Source organism: Exiguobacterium sp. s140 (assembly GCF_018617035.1).
In the GTDB taxonomy this organism is placed as follows: domain Bacteria; phylum Bacillota; class Bacilli; order Exiguobacteriales; family Exiguobacteriaceae; genus Exiguobacterium; species Exiguobacterium profundum.
Window position 1 is genome coordinate 280,203 of sequence record NZ_JACSJK010000003.1, and the last position, 17,809, is coordinate 298,011.

Consider the following 17,809-nt stretch of genomic DNA (forward strand, 5'->3'; position numbering starts at 1 on the left):
CTTGTGAAAGTCGATTTGACTTTACAACCTATAAGGTCAGCTCGAAAGACAATAGATTGCCACTGAACTGATTTGCTTGAATTTCTTTCTCATCACTTTCTGAGAAGCTTGCCCCTAGTGCTTTCCAGAAGCGGGCGGACTCCGGTAATGAATCCCCAAAAAATCGAGCGGTTCTACCTGATTCCTTTGCTAGAGCATCCAAGAACAAGCGACCTCGTCCTCTTCTCCGAAATTCCGGGAGGATAGTGAGCCAATGGATTTCGATGGATGCACCATCATCGGTCACGTCTGCACATCCGATAATCGTTCCATCAACCTCTAAAAAAATCCTGAGCGCATCATGCTCTGCCCAACCCAAATCTTCAAACCTTTCCCTGAGCAATGGGTTCTCATCAAGCAGAAGTTCGGCATGCGAATCCTTTAAAATCTTGTACATATAGTTGTACCCCTTTCTTATGTGTATTTTTTATTGTATGCCGGAATCGTCCCTTCATAAGGACATATAGTAAGAAGAAAGATGAAGATAAGAGGTGACAATATGGTCAAGCAAAAAGAGGCGTTTGGTGATACCGAAAGAGCAAGAATGAGACAGGTGTTCAATTCAATGGATGGAAGACTAGAGACGTTCAACGAAGCATGGGAGAATGGTCTGTTTGAGAATAGAACCGGTCGTTTGAACGGACAGGGGATGGATGTCCCTTATAAAATGAACCCATCTAGGGAATGGTTCGAGGGAGACGGTAAGCGCTATGGGTTTAAGAAACAAACCGCAAGCATTCGAAAACTCAAAAATGCAAAGGCGAAGAAGCCGGAGAAGAAGAAATACTATAAGAAAACGAAACGTCGTTCAAGAAATCTTGACAGAAATATCGTGAGATTCGAGATGACTGAACAAGAAGAGCATAAAATGCTGATGATGGAGAGAGGACTGATGCCGACCGCTATCTGCAAGGCTTGTAACTATCACCTCAACTTTAAGTTCATGGACAATTTTGATATGGCGATTTGTTGGGAATGTGCAGAGGGGCTTCGTGATGAAACGGTTTATAGTGAGTGAAAAGAATAAAAAGATTCGGCATACGCTAAAAAACCACCTTGACAGACGAGTCCTGGTGGTTTTTTTTACTGTCTTATTCTTTTGATTGGAACAAATCAGAGAATGAGATGTCGAATGTTTCTATCGATACCTCTCTCGAAAGAATTTGTTTATTCAAACGAGTGCGCTCTTTGATTTGGGACTTACCGATTGGCGATTCTAGGTATTCAACAAGTTTCGAGATGGAGTTGTGAAGTTCTTCACTGTCCAGTCTGGATACGAGCTCTTCTGAAAGCTGTGTTTTTGCCGTCTTCTCAGCTCGATTATATACAGTCGGTATCGAAACATCTTTAATTCCTGAAAAGTCCGTCGGCAGTTCAGAAATCAGCATGACTTGAGTCTCGTCACCACCAAACAAAGCATTTTTCCAATCAGTCTCACGAGAGTGCCAATCCTCATCTGAGATGAAGAGGGGTTTCTCCGTGTGATTCCAATAATCATAGTTCTGAATGCCTGGCAGTTCCTCGAAAGCATCTTTTACGCCTGTGACATCACCATAGACGAGAATCGCCAATGTCTTGCCTTCAATCTTAAATATTTTTAGGAAAGATTTGATGTCAATATCAATACGATAGATACTGTCAGACTCCTTCTGGAGACTGTTCATCACACATTCAAATACGGAACGTTCCGGGTCATAAAAATCCATGACACTTGAACGATTCTCAAACTCTTCCTCTTCAGAAAGAGTAGCGAGGTCATACCAGTACGTGGAACGGTCAATAGCCACTTGATATACATGCTTTGTAGTCAATTCTTGAACAGCCCCAATGAATGGAGAAATCCATTCTTGAAATTCGGTTTGATTCATGTTCGGGATGATGTACCCGTCGAAAATCTTGATGCTCATCGAATCACACTCCTTGGTAAAATAGAATTCTTCACTCCAAGATTAATTTCTAAGAGTTTTTCCTGAACCGTATCATGACACAATACAGTTGGAAGTGGTTGAGGTTCTAACGGTATTGAACTCATTTCAGGTTTAGGTGAAACGCTGTCACGAATTACCTTTTCTGAGTAAATCCGCATCAATCCATGTGCAAATCCAAATGACAAATTCTTCTTAAATTCTATCCTTTCATTAACTCCCATTTCTATGACTCCCTTTTTTATTTTTAGATGTTCCCATACCAAATCTATTACTGATTTATCTTATGTATCTCAAGGAAACAATATGAAAATTAGATTGTGATGTGTCGAGAATAACAAAAAAAGACTTAGACATTTGTCTAAGCCTCGCATGGTCGTTTCTAACCGAAAGTCCACGACACAGTCAGGGTCTCCCCTTGACTTTTCTTTTCTAGCTCCACGGTCTGCGCATGTACCGTGTATGGGTTCTCCGTACTATCATATACAACAATGGAAGGACTATTCATCGAGCCGCAAATTCAATCAAAGAATGTCTCTTCACAAACTTACACTCTCTCAAGACTGTCTTGATAGGAACAACCTTTCCTTTAGATGTGTAATAATCCTTGCCGACTGCTGTAGCGAGTGTCTTTTCTTTAAAACGATGCTCATTCGCAGAGAACCATGTCTGAATCTCTTTCACAGGCAATACGAAGAGGCTTTTCCATTCAAGAAAGTAATAGAACAGATAATCCGCCTCAGTATAAAGAAAACAACCCGGAGTGCCCTTGTTCTCGTTGCTAACTGTTTCGAAAAAGAAATTTCCACTCTTATATCGGTCAATCTTTGCTTCGATTCGCTTCATTTTCTCTACGCCGTTCTCTAAGTAAACCCACAGCAAATCGACATCTTTTTTCTGAAACGTCTCATGTTTCTCGACATTGATGATAGCGAGAGAAGCCGAGAAGGAACGTAAAAATGCCTCAATATCTTTAATGCCTTCGTCCGCCACGGCGAACGTATCTTCTACGGTATATCGATTCATGGTTGCTTGAATGGTGAACACCTCCTGCCGTCCGTTATCCTAGTCTGTTTATAACAAATATTTTTGACTATAGTCAAAAATAAAAAGTCTTATGCCCGTTCTACACACGTCATATGAGCACATAGGGAAGAGAATGTTATATTCTAATCAAATGGACGATATGATATAAGACGAATAAACATAGCAGGGACGATGAAACACGTATCCTTAAAAGTGAACTCATTAGACGAACACATCAGACGAACACAACATTTATAGGAGGAGCTATTTATGGATTACAACAGCGTAGTATTTGCATTCGCCATGGTAGCATTTGTTTTAACAGGGAGAGCGGTCTATGTCCTCATGCATGTCTTGTACGGCGTACAGACATTGTCGGAGTATACAGACCACCAACAGGAATTGAAATCGGAGAAACGAAAACAGATTCAAAAAAACACAAAAGAAGTTTTGGTTCACCTTATCATTGTTTCAGCTATTGGCTTTGCAATGTTTTTATTCGCTACGAGCGGGAGTATGTAAGAATCCCGTCTGGCGATTCCACATGCTCCTGTTCTCATTTTAGAAAGGAGTGATGTGGTATATGTTAGATAGCATCGCAGGAATTATAGAGTCAATGAAATCAATCTTGACCAAAAGGTATGAACTAATGGTAGTCATCGTTTCGGTTACAGGAATCGCATTATGTTATCAAGTGTGGGAGAACAATCCGTTCGAAAGTATTTGGTACGACAATTTATTGATGATGTGCATCGTCGTTATTTCGATGATTTTCATCTTCTACTTCTCAAAAAAGGCGAGTCTTGAAACACGGGCGGATGAACAGCGACAATCCGTTCAGCAAGCCATCGAGAAAGCAGGGGAGATGATGGTAGAGTGGGGAACGAATCCTCTTCTGGAAGGTGATATTCCCGTATCTGAGGGAGTTAGCATCTTCATCAAACGGACAAAAAAAGGTAGAACGGCTCAGTTAAGAATCAATGGCGTTCTACAACCTGAGAAAGTACGCATATCTGGAGAATAAGAGGGTTATCCCTCTTATTTTTTTGACTATATGTATATTTATTTTTTCTTTATATGTACATAAAAGGTCCTTCTTTTGGTATAATAGAGATAAGATATTGAGAAAGAAGGTGCTGATACAGCCATGTTTTATGAATTGACGAACAGTCAAGAGCTAGAAGAACTCCTGACGTTTGAAGCGTTTGTAGAGAATGCTTCATTACGAGGGGAAGACATGGAAATCAACGGTTTGTTGAAGGATGAAATCGATTTTGAATCGACGGATGTAGAAGGGGCTGTTAGCTTTCATGAATTCGACAGAGAGTTCACGAAACATTTGAACAAGTATGAGGCGGAAGGTTTTGATGTCGCACCTGCAATAAAGGCATGGCATGAAGGATATAACCATTCATTGATGCAAGGATAGACATCACGCAATGAGAGCGATACATCATGAGGGTTTTTAAAACAAATTGGAAAAGGGGAAGCAAACATGAAATTCAAAGCTGAAGAATTGGCACAATATCCATTGCTATCAAAAATCGAAGTCGGTCAATCGGTGATTGCACTACCAGATAGTGACTATAACGGTCTTGCGGGCGTCATCACAGAGATTTTGTATGGAGAGGAACGTGAGACAGAGAATGAGACGATTTTAGACATCGTGGTGGATTTTGAGGAGGTCGAACCATTAGAGAAAACTCACCCACACCTGAATGGAACAGGAATCGGTAATGTTTTCATGGGAGAGGATGAATTGGTATTCGCTTTTGACCACTACAACCAGTATGTGTCGGCAAAAGGGCAACTTTATTGTAAAGAATGCGAGGAGCTGAAACTTCGTGTGAACAAGCACCATGCAAAATCCGAGTCTTGGTCATGGGGCGACAACGGTCAAGAATACGGAAATGAACAATCGAGTTCATACCTTTCATTCGATGACTGCGGGCATGAGGTGTACGACGTTGAAGGTTATTTGGAAAAACCGGAAGTGCTAAATGTGACCTACGTGTCTGTTTGGGATGGCGGTTTCGAAATTAAAACAAAAGCGAAATATGACCCCATCAAACGAATCGTCTTTGACATCGAGTCGGTAGAGGGAGTTGATGGAGATGGTTACGAAGTAGAAAACCTAGAAGAAGAATTCATCTTGTTGCCTGATGGGACAAAACTCTTCGTCGAAGAAGAAAACGGGAAGTATGTCGCTTACTGATAAACCGAAGACCTCACTTGAGGTCTTTTTTACATGTGTCGAATCATCAGAATCAATTTACATAGAATATAATATTCAAATCGAAAAGGAGTGTCATGAGTGTGTTCACAAACTTATAACGGGGAAGCGAATGTGGCAAAAGAAGTCGAAATCGATAATTATTTGTACGGGAGATGTCATCTATTCGCTCTGTTGTGTTCTAAAATGTCGGGATATGACATGGAGTTCTTATGGGATGACGATTTCTGGTTTGAGGGGGCGGAACTTCCTTCTAAAGTGTTGGTTCACGCTTATGTGGTCTCCCAAACAGGAGAGAGGTATGACGCAGGGGGAAGGTTGGATGACGAGCGGCTCTCAGAGTATGATTGCAATCAACCATCGTTTCAAAATGTAACTATCTCACAAGTAGAATCTTGGATGGCAGAGAACCTTCTCTCAGATTTTGAAGACGGGGAAGTCGAACGATTGCAGGAGTGGTTGACCACTCAATACGATTACCTTTCCAACACTAAAAATACCTATTTCACTATCCAAGATATGCCTGAAGACCATGTGTATCCAGAGATGAGCTATGTTCATCATGGCGCAGGCGGGAGAGGAATCTTTCTTCGGAAACAACTGCTCGCCTATACGTGGTTGTATTTCTCTGACGAGGAATCGAAATCCGTAGAGATGGAAATGAGAGAAGTCATCGGAAAAGAACAAGGTGTTGGCACGCAAGTCATATCGTTCCTATTTCAACATTTCCAATTAGAAGTGATGAGGGGAACGATTCTCCATGAAGAATCAATGCGTTCCTATTATTTTTGGAGAAGCATTGGTGCGACGATGGATGTGGAAGATGAAGATGAATATTGGGAGTCCTATCAGGAAGGACATAATGTCTATTTCGAGCTGACTCGTGAAGGGATTATGAAAGCTTTGGGAAACCGATGCGAATGGGGGATAAAAGATGAGTGAAGAAGTCAAGATGTTGAGGGAACGATTTAATGATTCCTTCAAGCGTGATTATGACGGCACGAAGAAAGACTTACTTTCAGCAATGAAAACAGTATGTCATGATGATGAGGAATTGGCGCTGAGGCTGTTGCTCGAATCCGACCTCGTCATAAACCGGAAGAAAGCGATTGATTGGAATGACGTGTGGAATGATGAATATGCTTTTGCTCACCAAGTTTACAACACAGATTGGGATGAGCCGGAGATTTATGAAGAAGCGGAAAAGAGCATAGAAGAATTGGAAGAAGTGTTCAATAAAGGCACGAGCAAAGACTACTTTATCCAGAAACGAGGGTTCTATCTGTTTAAAGGACTGCAGATAGCTTTCATCATCAAGTCTTCCGTGATTCAGGAGCATTCACTTTGTCCACCCGGGGAATATGAATAAAAAAGAGACCTTTACGGTCTCTTTTTATTAGGAAATCGACATGAGCATGGATTTACCTGTGAGTAGCTCGTTTAATTCTCGAATGGTGTCCATTTTTTCTGGAGCGAGTGCAATTGGTGTCGGGAAAGCCTCGCTCGATACGACTAACATCGGGACATCACCTTCAAACAAATAACTGAGGAAGAATGTTTCCTGCAATTCGCTGTTCGTTACATAAAGGTCAAGATGTACACTGTTCCCATTCTTAGATAGTTTACAGTTCAACCAAGTGTCATCGTAAAAACGAGATTTTGCTGATGTACTTGATGAATATACACTCTCTCCTTCTAAAATACACTCACGTAAGCTATTGATGTCTGGGAATAGAACTTCTTTCAATACGCTCAATGTCTCTTCTAACATCTGTTCACTCATGATTGATTTCAATGTCTGCATAATCAGTTCCCCTTTGATAGCAAATTGTGCGTGGCACGCCTGAATATTGATATTGCCTTATCCTATTCAGATAAAGGGGAGTTCATCAATGAAGGAATGGATTTTTTCGGTGAGACAATAACGATGTCAGGCAGAGGATTCATAAGGTCGAATCATGGGCAGAGTTTGAGGTTCTCAAGTAAACCTCATCGGAATAGGATTTATCATGGACACCTACGTTGTCGGGTGAATCATGAATCAGCGTCGTGATGCCAAGGAAGCGAACTCTATTCGCTTCGAAGTATCCGTCTGAAAGTATTTGAATATCTGTCATCCCTTCATTTATTGTTTCTTTCAACACGATTTCTCCACCAGAGGATTCCGCACTCAAGAACCCATGTATAGAAGAATCGAAAATCGATACTTTTCCCTTGAAAAGATGATGGTTCCCATCTAATCCGACAATATGACTTTCATCGATACGAACATCCCCATGAGAAAAAGCGTTTGCCAGATGCGAGTCTTTGATGTTCAGACACTCACTTGCATCAATGACCCCGCTTACCATGACCTCTTCACCATGGAGCTCAAGGAGGGCATCAATGGTGCCTGCCGCAGACCATTTAACTAACTTTGCGTGTACATAAATGTCTCCTCTTAAGAGGAGCTTGTTTTTGTCGAAAGGAACCCAAGTCCCTTTTGTGTCAGGCATTATCATAAATTCATTTACATTCGCATCGACACGTTCAAATCGATGCGACCCGTTTAAGCGTATGTTACCTCTGAAATGTGAGAAGTCAGAAACGATACAGTCATCTGACACCCAAACACCTCTCCCTATCGTGCTAGACCCTTTGATGGTGGCATTTCCGCAAGAAATACCGCCTTCATATATCCAAGAGTCATCTTCTTGTTCCAAATTTGACACATGCTCGACCCATCCACCCAAGTCGCCTTCCTTCACACCGAACACCGGAATGTCCTTCGTCGCCACGATTTGATGGAATGTTCTATCAGAAGATGCCTCCTTGAAGAAATGGTTCATAGGGATGGTGTTCCCAGAAAGTTTGAATTTCATAGTTCTGTCCTCCTCATTCGCAGGATATCCTCACTTTGAGTGTAATCGTTCAACGGGTCTTTTGCGAATATAATCACATGGGGTGCCTATCATATAAGTAAACGGAAAAATAGAGGAGTGATGAGGGATGGCATTTGCAATCGACACAAATGAAAAGGTCTATACGAATAAAGAAGGTTGGAGTCGCCACATCTTCAAAAACGAGTTCTACCAAGATAACAGCGGTTCCGTCATCTATGTCATGAATTTCGCACAGAGTGAAACAGGGGAGACGTTGGTTGTCTACCATGAAGTCGATGACATCCTATCGGTACATGCAGAGCCCTTGCAAACATTTGCCGAATTTACGATTCACGAGTCTTTCCGATTTAAACGAATTGCTAGTCTGAAAGGAAGAGCGATACTGACCGACGTCATCTCGGCATCAGAAGAATCGGTATGACTGTTCTATTGAGTGTTTCCTCATGCAATCCAATCAAAAGTAAAAAAAAGATAGTGCTGATTCCACAATAAATCAGCACTATCTTTTTTATGGAGTTATTATTCGGCACAAAGCACCTCTTCTTGGATGTCGGAGAACAAAACTTCATCTTGATTCACAACAATTGTTTCTGAAACATTGAACGATACAAGCCCATGTGGTTGCAAAAATTCATCTGTGATGTTGGAGATGGCATCTCCCCAATTGAAATCTCCACAAGCATATATCACGCACTTTTTCCCCTCATCACTCATAAGAAAATCTTTTACTGCATCTCGTAGAGCAACTTCTGGTTCAGTTATCGAATCTTTTACCAAAAACGTATCGACAACATGCGAGTTGTCAGATTTCCGCTCCCGAACAAGGTTCACCAATCTCATATAAATACCTCCTAAATTGAGTATGCCAAGATTAAAATACTATATATACTATGCAGTTTGTAATTGAACCATAATAAAGAACTTGTCCATTCACCTTCGAATTTAAAAATGACAACATTCGACAATTTATTATTCCCAATGATGCGTTAAAATGGAAAAGGGTGTGTAAAGCCGTATCAAGAACCGTGAAGGAGATGTATAAGAAAATGAGAAAAAAAGAGGTTCTAAATGCATTGATGGAGCAAGGAATGATACGAGTCCCCACGCTGAACAGGGGCGAATACTATGAATTGAACAATATACCTTCAGATTGCGTAAAGCTCATCAATCCTGAAATCTATATACACAAAGGAAACAACGATGGCATAAATTATTCTAAAGGATTTCTTTCAGAGATGATTCATTTTATTCCGGAGTTAAAGCAATCCGGGGAAATTTCGGAACGACTATTTTCAGTATTAGAGTCACTGTTGTTGGCGCTTGACCGACTGATATTCCCCTCAGAGAGAGAACAGCAAGCAAGTGAAACGTTGAAGGAGGAATTAGACTCTATCTTCTCTGAATTTTTGAGAATTGAAAAAGCACATGCGTTCCTGGATACAAGAAAACGTAGCACTCATATCAAAAGAACGATTGTCGCTGACACTGTGAGCAACTCGGTGCGGATTGAGCGTGACCCTGCTGTTGACGATGAGATTGAGAGTGTCACCCTTTTTAGGGGTAAAATGTCCTCGAAAGAACATATCGAACAACTAGGGTATGTTTGGATGAACAGTTATAACGACAATACGAAAGAGTCCGAAAGAGACCTGACCGTCCTACATGTCAATCATCTGATGCGATGGTTCTTTGAATCAGCATCATGGAGAGCGGGTGTGCTGTCACCTTTCGACGAATTAAGCATATTCATCAAGCTAGGCACGGTGTATAGGGCATGAGGAGAGATTTTCTCCTTTTGCTCTATTTTTTAACAACAATATAAATAGAATATAGGATGTTGAAGAAATTAGGAGTATGCCATTACAAGAATCAAAGGAGGAATCGTCATGATTCAAAAACTTTGGAAGAGAATGACTCATAAACACAATTACATTCTGACTATTTAAAGCGTTCAAAAGGATGATTGAGATGAAGATACTTGCATAAGATGAAGAGTCAATAAAAACAGGGATGACAGTGTCATCGATATCTTGAGGAGGAATCAGATATGGAAAAGCAAACAGTTGAACAAATCCTAAAATTCACAGGAGAGTTCTTTATGGAGTCTCACGCATTGACTGCCGCCAAGGTACACTTTGATGAGTTCAGAAAGACCCTCACATTTAGTGAATATGATATGTATGGAGACACAACCAACTTCCAAGTCATCGACCCGGAAGGACATGATATCATCTTGGACATTCCTATCCAAGAGGAAATGGATATCATCATTGAACTAAGTCAGATTTTCGAGAGCGTTGGATATGATAAGGCAACATTCATTGAAACGATTCAAGAGAAATATAAGGAACAGAATCAGATTTAATCATGAGAGAGGCTGTGAAGCCTCTTTTTTGTATATAAAAACAAAATTATTTTGACTATTTTATAATTGGTGTTATGATATATAGTGTAGTCAAAATTGTTTGACTCGAAAAGATAAGATTTTGGTTATATATATCGAAAGTTGCACATATAGTGTGAATACCGAAAACTTATTCTACCGAAGAATCATAGTCGCTCACAGCAATTTCACTTCAAATATAATTGGTATATTGAATCGAATGCGGCTAGAAATGATTCGTAATGATAATGACGAAGAGCAGTCACTTACAGCAAACATCTACACTTTCAACTAATCGATGAAAAAGTTACATGTGGCTAGAAAACCTTCGTACAAAAAACCATGTCTGGCAAGTCGCCTTCAGCAACTCTCAACTTTCACCGTCAAATGAAAAACTTGAGTGCGGCTAGACGCTAGATATGGTTTTTTGTTATCTGAAGACTTAATGAATGAAAAGAATATATTTTTCCGTATAAGACAAAACAAGGGAGCGTGATATGATGTTACAACACTTAAAAGATGTATCTAATCAATCGAAGACTACGAATGGAGACCATGCTTATGGTTCGACTTTGAATTCTGTCCTAGACCTTTTTGGAAGAGGGGGCGCATTGAGACATGACGAATGCGAATTCATTCGCTTGTTGGACAAGGCGTATGCGGATACGCCTGACTTGGCGCTCAAGACGCTTTTCTACCTTCGGGACATCCGTGGTGGACAGGGGGAACGTGATGTGTTTCGAGCGGGACTCCTGCATTTGGCAAATGTAAAAGGGGAAAAAATGGGACATCTCATTCCGATGGTACCGGTATACGGTCGATTCGATGATTTGTTCGTATTGTTCGATACTCCCTTAGAAAAAGGCATGGTGGACTTTGTCTTGAAACAATTGCAGGATGATTTAGATGGTATGAATTCGAATGAACCGGTTTCACTCTTGGCGAAGTGGATGCCGTCTGAGAATGCAAGTTCTAAGGCGACTCGCAAGCTTGCAAAACGTTTCGTCAAGGCATTCGAATTTCATCCTTCAGAGTACCGCAAGATGCTCGTCCTGTTGCGCAATCACATCGACATCGTTGAGACCAAACTTTCAAATGGGTCGATATCGGAAATTGACTATGAGAAAACGCCATCAAAAGCTCATCAGCAGTATCGTGCAAGCTTTATGCGTCGTGACGGGGTGCGATATAGCGAATATTTGGAAGCCGTTGAGGATGGGCGTAAAAAGATGTCTGCAAGCACGCTCTATCCTTACGATGTCGTACATCGTGCAGGTCATGAAAATTCTAGAACACTCGACGCTTTATGGAACAACCTACCGGACTTCACTGGAGGAAAGCAAGATAACTCCTTGGTCGTGGTGGACGTTTCAGGCTCTATGGGCGGGTTTGAACCCAATTCACCGCTCAACGTCGCCATCGGTTTAGGTCTATATATTTCAGAGCGTAACACCGGTCACTTTCAGAATCATTTTCTGACGTTTTCAGAGATTCCTGAATTGGTTGAAGTGAAAGGAACGAGCATTTCGAACAAGATTCAAAATATGAGGCGGGCAAATTGGGATATGACGACGAACCTTGAGGCGACCTTTGATTTGATACTGAACACCGCTATCAAGACTGATTTGCCACAAGAGCAGATGATTCGACGCCTTATCCTCGTGTCAGACATGCAATTCAATCAGTCCGTTCGGAATGGAAACGTTCGTGTCATCGACTCCTGTAAAAAGGCGTTCGAGTCGGCAGGATATCCTTTCCCAGAGGTCATCTTCTGGAATGTGGCAGGTCATTCAACAGTCCCAGTGACGAAGAATGAGCAAGGAGTTGCTCTTGTGAGCGGTGCCTCACCTTCCACTCTGAAAGCCATTTTAGCATCTAAAGATTTATCGCCAGAGAGATTGATGTTAGATGTATTGCTCTCAGAGCGATATGACAATATTACAGCATAAAAAAGGAGAGGTATCCTCTCCTTTTTTTTATTTACCTTCAATAGATTTATAAAGTAAACATTATTATTTTCGGACACCGGAATGAATAGGATAGGTTGTTACATGTTTAAGGTGTAGTGGCTACTACTATTTATTTCAGGAGGAATGAAAATGAATTCAATGCGAGAGACAAAAGAGCAGAAAAGACGTAAACATGACAAGTGGGCATATGGTCTAATGGCGTTTTTGACGAGTGTTCTGATTGTATTGACGACAAGTGTCTTTGCCAGTGAAGTGGGTGAGGTAAAGAACGGAGAAAAAGAAGTCCATATTTTGAATAATGACGAGGTAGAGTCTAGCGATACAAAGACTCTCAATGTTCAGGAGAATACATCGAAGTCTACTATGGAGAAGGTTGACAGTGTAAATTCAGACTTACATGGTGAAACAATCGATAATGATGACGAAACTTTGGAGGATTCATCAGAATTTCGATATAAGAAAGAGATACCGATGCCGTTAGCTCATCAAGAATACCTGTTTGAATTGACCGAAAAGTATGGGCTTGATTATCTCAAGACCCTAGCAGTCATTCAGCACGAAAGCGTATTTGACCCTAACGCTACGAATGAGACGAATGATTTTGGATATTTTCAAGTGAATCAAATCAATCACGCTCAGCTTTCAGATGAATTGGATACTCCGAACGCACCCTTAGACCCTTACGTGAACATGGAGTGGGGAACGTATATGTTGAAGCAACTATATGAGCGATGGGGGTCTGAAGGATATAGCGGAGAAATCTTAGACCATGCTGTGTGGAGTAGTTATAATCGGGGGAATGCAGGATTTATGAAGAACGGTTTTGCAGTGGAATACATCGAAAAAATGAAGAGTTCTATTCTAGAGATAGAAAGACTTATGTAAAAAAAGCCCTGAAAACAGGGCTTTTTTTATGGAAATTAATATTGATTTAACGTTATGATATGCTGACGCAAATCCTCCCTAGACAACGTCATGCGATATAAGACTTCCCTCGTCATGGCTTCTATCGAATCGAACATATCGGAATAGATGAATACGAACCCATCGACAATCCTTGTATGCCCATTTAGTGCCTGGTTCAACCGAACGTAAGAGATATCAAGCTCGTCCGATGCTTCTTTCGCAGAATTGAAGGCATCGATGTAACGTCCGCTCTTATCGAATTGTGCTATTTTCTTTCCTTTTCTGCCGGCGTATCTCTTTCTCTTCGCCTTCAATCTATCAAGTGCCGCATCTTCAGCATCTTCAAAACTGTCATAATCATTTTTTAGCAAGAGGACGCCCTCTGCGAATGATTTGCTCTTACCTTCGCAAAGGTTTCGAACCGTCGTCAAGCTGAGACCCAATCGATGAAATACCTCCTGTGGGTTTTTAAATTCTTCTATAAATTCGCCATAAGAATCGAAATAAAGGATATTGGCGAGCTTCTTTCGCCCTGGTTTTGAGTCTTTCATCTTTTTAGGTGAGGCGAAGTCCATCACTTTACGTTGAACATCGACATCCTGTTTCGATGATTTCCTTCCTTTATGCGTCCGATAGGCATCTAGACGATTCTGCAATATGATAGCTTTTCTCTCATCGGATTCTTCAAAGAAGCGTAAGAAAATGAATCCTCCAGAAGTATGTTGTTTGCCGTTTATGACTAAAGATATTGAAGATTGAGTGAGACCGTTTACTTGTGCCGCACTGGTCACCGACGAGTAAGAATCGATGAATTTCCCTTCTAAATCGTATTGCTCTATGGAAGAACCTTTCAATTTATGCTTATAACCAGATGAACTATGTAATTTTTCCATACGTTTGGCGATAATTTCTGCTATTTTCTTTGGTGATATCGTGTAATCATATTGCATAAATACAAAATTCTTCACATTTTTCTTTTCACCGCTCACACAACGAGTTATGTCCTCGACATCAATACCTGTCTGTTCCGAAGCAATGTCTATATCAGGATAAACAGCCATAAGCCTCGCATCGGTTGTATACTGTGCGATTGATTTCTTTAAATATTCGAGTTTTTCACTCCGTGTTTCTTCCACTTTAAAATCCCCTTTTAATTTACACTATATAACAATTATAAAACTTTTATTTAAAGTCTGTCAAAAAGAATATATATTAAGATTTTACATAAAAACAATCACAAATATGGAATATTTATTCAAATGCAATACTAGTATATATGAATCAAGAAATAAAAGTGAGGTGAAAAGTATGAATATGAAGAAAATTTTTGCAGGCGTTGGTGTTTCTGCGATGGCATTGGGTCTAGGAGCAGGTCTCGTTCCAGTTCAGGAAGCACAAGCGGGTCCGATTGTGTTGAAGAGTGACCCGCTCCCGAAAAACAGCACGATTCGTGATGACAGCTACCAGAATCTCACTATCATCGTAGACGATGATTAAAATGTAAAAAAGCTCGGATAGAGCTTTTTTGTTTTTTCGGAAGTTAATGTTAAGAGCAATCGAAACATAGCAATGACAAATTTTGACTATAGTCAAAATAATAGTTAATATATACATATAAAACTTGAAACTGGATTATCTGTCGATTAGATTTCAGATGACGTCTATTGAAGGGGAGTGATGATGGATGAATAAGTTGAAGAAGGTTTTGTGGCTTCTAAAAGTGCTGATGGTAATAGGAAAGATGTATCTCACATTGCTAAAATGGCGTGAAATGAAGGCTATTAATCGAAAGAAAAAAGAGACTCAATGAGTCTCTTTTTTTGATTCTTACGGATTTATTCTTTGACCATTGTCTCCCGCAAGTCTGATGTGCTATCAATCGCATCAATCAAGACCATTTTGTTTCCAAATTGGACATAGTCGTAGTAGACACCGTCAACCATCAATGTGTCGCCGGTGTTGACAGGGCGGAGATAACTCGTTCCTTTTTCAATGAACCCATCTATCTTCAATTCCTGGGTCTCAGGGTCAAATTGATAGATTTTTCGGTCTTCCAGAGCCGTGACTTTCTGTTCCTTGATTTCATCTTTATCTGTCAATGGGACGAGTCTTTCGTCACCGAGATAAGCCTCATCATCATTTTGAACCGTGAAGGTGCATCCGGTCATAATTGAAGCAAGAGCGGTCATTCCCAAAGCAAGTGCAATCTTTTTCATAGCTATCACAACCTTTTCTATAATATCAATCATTCTATTTTGTTTTCAGAAAAAATATAAGAGGACGTTGTTTGATATAAGCGACGATGAATAGGATGAATAAAACAACAAGGGATGAGGTGGAAGCAGATGACATTTGAGTTGATTAGAATACAGAAAGAGTTGACCGTACTGTTCGGGATAGGTCATGAGACGAGCATAGGGGAGTACTGGGAAGCTCAATCAGAATCGGAAGGTATCGCATATCATTCCTCAAACATGCTTGTTCGGAAAATGACACGTTATATTGAGGAGCACTCTTCATTAAAAAGGATAATAGAGTTACCAAACAAACCAGATACTTTGAATGAACACAATTTAAAGCACTGGATGAGAAGACTCGAAATTGTCGAGAGGATTTGGAACACCCTATTGACACTAGAGGATATTCTTTACGACAGTAAGGTTTCGAATCTTGAGAAGAATCCTTCCCACTTGTTTATCTTTCCCTGTAGAGAGTCAGTCAATTGCGACTCTCTAAGTGAGCGTATTCATTGTTGGTTAGATGGGGCTATGAAACATGGCGAACAGATTGCTCCGACAATTTTAAATGATTCCTCTTCTACATTCATCTATTTTGAACTCAAAAAGACAGGCGAGGAAGGAGCGATACCCGAAACGTACTTCCTCATGATTCATGATGTGTTAGAGCTAGAAAAAGTCATCTATGAACGCTATTTAAAATTCCTGAAATTATGGATGAAAAAAAGTCTTTTCTCACTAAGGAAAGAAAAGAAAGTGGACAATCTTTTTAAAGAGCATGACCTGAAAGCTCTCTATGATAGGAAAACCAATTTTTCTAGTCTCCAACTAAGTGATTGGATGGACAGAGTAGGTAAAAGTATCCCGCCGGAATCCTTAATGGAATGGTAAGGGAACCATCATGAATCAGATTAAAGCTAGTTCTATTTTTATTTTCCTTGGCGGCGGCATAACATAGATAAAGCTTGAACAATAGGGTTGGAAACAATAGTTGAGGAGGAGCAGACATGAAAACAATTCAGGTAAGAGATGGTTATGGAAAGGTATATCAAACATTGAAGAATCCTGCAGTGTTATTTGATAAGGACAGCGGGGTTTTGCACAAGATTGGAGAGGCGCATCACATAGCGATGGCACATGAAGAGTATGCCGCTAAATATCGAGAACACGGTCATCATGGTATGGCGAACGACCTGACTTACTTGGAACTTCCTCTTGACCAAGAGTTAGTAGACAATATCTTCCAAAAGACAGGGTATCTAAGAAGCATGATGGAAGAACAATTGAAGAACTATTGAAACGAAAAAGACTCCATTCGGAGTCCTTTTTTGTTTTATAATTCATCCTTATATAAGCCCAACTTTTCTTCCAACTCATCATAAGGCATACCTGGAACAGAGAGATTGCTGAATTGTAGGGATTTTGGTGTTTCCATGCAATGCACTCCGCTTGCCTGTAGTGCTTCTTTAAAAATCGGAGTCTTATCTTTAGCACGATTCAATGCGTCAAGATAATGACTTTCTTTCGTCTGTAACCTTTTAATCATCCCTTCATTGTAATCGACATTTTTTTGAGCATCTTCAAATGACTTTGTCACATATGACAGGTCTCTTTTGACAAGCTTCTTCAATATTTTGATTACTTTTTTAGCTTCTTTTCTCGATTTTTTATTTGAAGAACTGAGTTTTGGGAACAATTCACAATCGTGTAGCTCCCCGGGTCGTTGCAAAGCAGTTTCCCACATATCACGCTCTTGAATTTCACCAGGAAGTTTATTGATGGCGCTTGAAAGAAAATGTCTGACCATTCCCAATTCATTTTCATAGATGTCGGAAACAAGCACGACTTTGGCATTCTTATATTGATGCATGCCCACGACCTGCTTATTAATATAGAAAAAGATGACACCTGGATAATACTCCAGTTCAATATTTTTAGTGCGCAAATCTTGCTCGATATATTTGTAATAGGCTTCTAGGACAAACTCTTCGAAGCTTTGAGTGTTAAGAAGGAAATAACGCTTATACTCCATTTCATCAGCACTGCTAAATTTCTTCAAACATCCTAGTAGGTCATTGTAATTCTTTTGACTAAGAACTTCATTCAATTCTACTTTGAATCTTCGGATGTCCTGAATCATTGTCTCTTGCAAAGACTCGAATAACGTCTCGACTTGGTTCATCGCAACCCCTCCTTATGAATATTTTT

25 protein-coding genes are annotated in these 17,809 nt (G+C 40.3%); 15 read left to right on the top strand and 10 right to left on the bottom strand.

The window, feature by feature from the left end:
• Positions 1-28: 28 nt before the first annotated feature.
• The gene (locus KNO61_RS12425; protein ID WP_214688306.1) at positions 29-436 is read right to left on the bottom strand and encodes a GNAT family N-acetyltransferase; all 408 of its coding nucleotides are present in this window, start codon (positions 434-436) and stop codon (positions 29-31) included.
• Between the two features lie 102 nt (positions 437-538).
• Between KNO61_RS12425 and KNO61_RS12430 the strand changes: the two genes are divergently transcribed.
• Positions 539-1,057, top strand: a complete 519-nt coding sequence (locus KNO61_RS12430; protein ID WP_214688305.1) for a hypothetical protein — start codon at positions 539-541, stop codon at positions 1,055-1,057.
• A gap of 73 nt (positions 1,058-1,130) precedes the next feature.
• On the opposite strand, the gene KNO61_RS12435 is transcribed toward KNO61_RS12430, so the two are convergent.
• The 3 genes from KNO61_RS12435 to KNO61_RS12445 form a co-directional block, all read right to left on the bottom strand.
• Positions 1,131-1,946: a hypothetical protein gene (locus KNO61_RS12435; protein WP_214688304.1), complete on the bottom strand. Its 816-nt coding sequence runs from the start codon at positions 1,944-1,946 to the stop codon at positions 1,131-1,133.
• Positions 1,943-2,188, bottom strand: coding sequence for a hypothetical protein (locus tag KNO61_RS12440; RefSeq protein WP_214688303.1), 246 nt, complete (start codon positions 2,186-2,188; stop codon positions 1,943-1,945). Before KNO61_RS12440 ends, KNO61_RS12435 begins: the two co-directional genes overlap by 4 nt.
• Before the next feature lie 280 nt (positions 2,189-2,468).
• Positions 2,469-3,011, bottom strand: a complete 543-nt coding sequence (locus KNO61_RS12445) for a hypothetical protein (RefSeq protein WP_214688301.1) — start codon at positions 3,009-3,011, stop codon at positions 2,469-2,471.
• A 249-nt stretch (positions 3,012-3,260) separates the two neighbouring features.
• Here KNO61_RS12445 and KNO61_RS12450 point away from each other — a divergent pair, with 249 nt between their 5' ends.
• From KNO61_RS12450 to KNO61_RS12475, 6 genes are all read left to right on the top strand, one after another.
• The gene (locus KNO61_RS12450) at positions 3,261-3,512 is read left to right on the top strand and encodes a hypothetical protein (RefSeq protein WP_214688299.1); all 252 of its coding nucleotides are present in this window, start codon (positions 3,261-3,263) and stop codon (positions 3,510-3,512) included.
• A 61-nt stretch (positions 3,513-3,573) separates the two neighbouring features.
• The gene (locus KNO61_RS12455) at positions 3,574-4,014 is read left to right on the top strand and encodes a hypothetical protein (RefSeq protein ID WP_214688297.1); all 441 of its coding nucleotides are present in this window, start codon (positions 3,574-3,576) and stop codon (positions 4,012-4,014) included.
• A gap of 123 nt (positions 4,015-4,137) precedes the next feature.
• Complete coding sequence (locus KNO61_RS12460) at positions 4,138-4,419, top strand: hypothetical protein (RefSeq protein WP_214688295.1); 282 nt, start codon at positions 4,138-4,140, stop codon at positions 4,417-4,419.
• Positions 4,420-4,485: 66 nt separating this feature from the next.
• On the top strand, positions 4,486-5,205 hold the full coding sequence (locus KNO61_RS12465; protein ID WP_214688293.1) for a hypothetical protein: 720 nt from the start codon (positions 4,486-4,488) through the stop codon (positions 5,203-5,205).
• A gap of 99 nt (positions 5,206-5,304) precedes the next feature.
• A complete protein-coding gene (locus tag KNO61_RS12470; RefSeq protein ID WP_214688291.1) occupies positions 5,305-6,165 on the top strand; it encodes a hypothetical protein in 861 nt (286 codons plus the stop codon).
• A complete protein-coding gene (locus tag KNO61_RS12475; protein ID WP_214688289.1) occupies positions 6,158-6,592 on the top strand; it encodes a hypothetical protein in 435 nt (144 codons plus the stop codon). The genes KNO61_RS12470 and KNO61_RS12475 overlap by 8 nt, the downstream gene beginning before the upstream one ends.
• Positions 6,593-6,619: 27 nt before the next feature.
• On the opposite strand, the gene KNO61_RS12480 is transcribed toward KNO61_RS12475, so the two are convergent.
• Entirely contained in the window at positions 6,620-7,027 is a 408-nt protein-coding gene (locus tag KNO61_RS12480; protein ID WP_214688287.1) for a hypothetical protein, read from the bottom strand.
• A gap of 139 nt (positions 7,028-7,166) precedes the next feature.
• Positions 7,167-8,084 carry a hypothetical protein gene (locus KNO61_RS12485; RefSeq protein WP_214688285.1) on the bottom strand — a complete coding sequence of 306 codons (918 nt, stop codon included), beginning with the start codon at positions 8,082-8,084 and terminating at the stop codon, positions 7,167-7,169.
• Between the two features lie 127 nt (positions 8,085-8,211).
• On the opposite strand from KNO61_RS12485, the gene KNO61_RS12490 reads away from it, so the two are divergent.
• Positions 8,212-8,526: a DUF1653 domain-containing protein gene (locus KNO61_RS12490; protein WP_214688283.1), complete on the top strand. Its 315-nt coding sequence runs from the start codon at positions 8,212-8,214 to the stop codon at positions 8,524-8,526.
• A 98-nt stretch (positions 8,527-8,624) separates the two neighbouring features.
• On the opposite strand, the gene KNO61_RS12495 is transcribed toward KNO61_RS12490, so the two are convergent.
• Positions 8,625-8,945, bottom strand: coding sequence for a hypothetical protein (locus KNO61_RS12495; RefSeq protein WP_214688281.1), 321 nt, complete (start codon positions 8,943-8,945; stop codon positions 8,625-8,627).
• Positions 8,946-9,151: 206 nt separating this feature from the next.
• Here KNO61_RS12495 and KNO61_RS12500 point away from each other — a divergent pair, with 206 nt between their 5' ends.
• The 4 genes from KNO61_RS12500 to KNO61_RS12515 all read left to right on the top strand — a co-directional run bounded on the left by KNO61_RS12500 (position 9,152) and on the right by KNO61_RS12515 (position 13,343).
• Complete coding sequence (locus tag KNO61_RS12500) at positions 9,152-9,883, top strand: hypothetical protein (protein WP_214688279.1); 732 nt, start codon at positions 9,152-9,154, stop codon at positions 9,881-9,883.
• Between the two features lie 269 nt (positions 9,884-10,152).
• Entirely contained in the window at positions 10,153-10,470 is a 318-nt protein-coding gene (locus tag KNO61_RS12505) for a hypothetical protein (protein WP_214688278.1), read from the top strand.
• A gap of 518 nt (positions 10,471-10,988) precedes the next feature.
• Complete coding sequence (locus KNO61_RS12510; protein WP_214688276.1) at positions 10,989-12,437, top strand: DUF2828 family protein; 1,449 nt, start codon at positions 10,989-10,991, stop codon at positions 12,435-12,437.
• 150 nt (positions 12,438-12,587) lie between these two features.
• Positions 12,588-13,343 carry a transglycosylase SLT domain-containing protein gene (locus KNO61_RS12515; protein WP_214688274.1) on the top strand — a complete coding sequence of 252 codons (756 nt, stop codon included), beginning with the start codon at positions 12,588-12,590 and terminating at the stop codon, positions 13,341-13,343.
• A 35-nt stretch (positions 13,344-13,378) separates the two neighbouring features.
• Here KNO61_RS12515 and KNO61_RS17515 read toward each other — a convergent pair whose 3' ends face one another.
• A complete protein-coding gene (locus tag KNO61_RS17515; RefSeq protein WP_214688272.1) occupies positions 13,379-14,500 on the bottom strand; it encodes an NUMOD1 domain-containing DNA-binding protein in 1,122 nt (373 codons plus the stop codon).
• Between the two features lie 172 nt (positions 14,501-14,672).
• Here KNO61_RS17515 and KNO61_RS12525 point away from each other — a divergent pair, with 172 nt between their 5' ends.
• Positions 14,673-14,861 carry a hypothetical protein gene (locus KNO61_RS12525; protein ID WP_214688270.1) on the top strand — a complete coding sequence of 63 codons (189 nt, stop codon included), beginning with the start codon at positions 14,673-14,675 and terminating at the stop codon, positions 14,859-14,861.
• A gap of 338 nt (positions 14,862-15,199) precedes the next feature.
• On the opposite strand, the gene KNO61_RS12530 is transcribed toward KNO61_RS12525, so the two are convergent.
• Positions 15,200-15,580: a hypothetical protein gene (locus tag KNO61_RS12530; RefSeq protein ID WP_214688268.1), complete on the bottom strand. Its 381-nt coding sequence runs from the start codon at positions 15,578-15,580 to the stop codon at positions 15,200-15,202.
• Between the two features lie 129 nt (positions 15,581-15,709).
• Between KNO61_RS12530 and KNO61_RS12535 the strand changes: the two genes are divergently transcribed.
• Together KNO61_RS12535 and KNO61_RS12540 are read left to right on the top strand one after the other, a co-directional pair.
• Positions 15,710-16,492 carry a hypothetical protein gene (locus tag KNO61_RS12535; RefSeq protein ID WP_214688266.1) on the top strand — a complete coding sequence of 261 codons (783 nt, stop codon included), beginning with the start codon at positions 15,710-15,712 and terminating at the stop codon, positions 16,490-16,492.
• Positions 16,493-16,608: 116 nt separating this feature from the next.
• Positions 16,609-16,899: a hypothetical protein gene (locus tag KNO61_RS12540; protein WP_214688264.1), complete on the top strand. Its 291-nt coding sequence runs from the start codon at positions 16,609-16,611 to the stop codon at positions 16,897-16,899.
• 35 nt (positions 16,900-16,934) lie between these two features.
• Here KNO61_RS12540 and KNO61_RS12545 read toward each other — a convergent pair whose 3' ends face one another.
• Entirely contained in the window at positions 16,935-17,783 is an 849-nt protein-coding gene (locus KNO61_RS12545) for a hypothetical protein (protein ID WP_214688262.1), read from the bottom strand.
• Positions 17,784-17,809 lie beyond the last annotated feature (26 nt).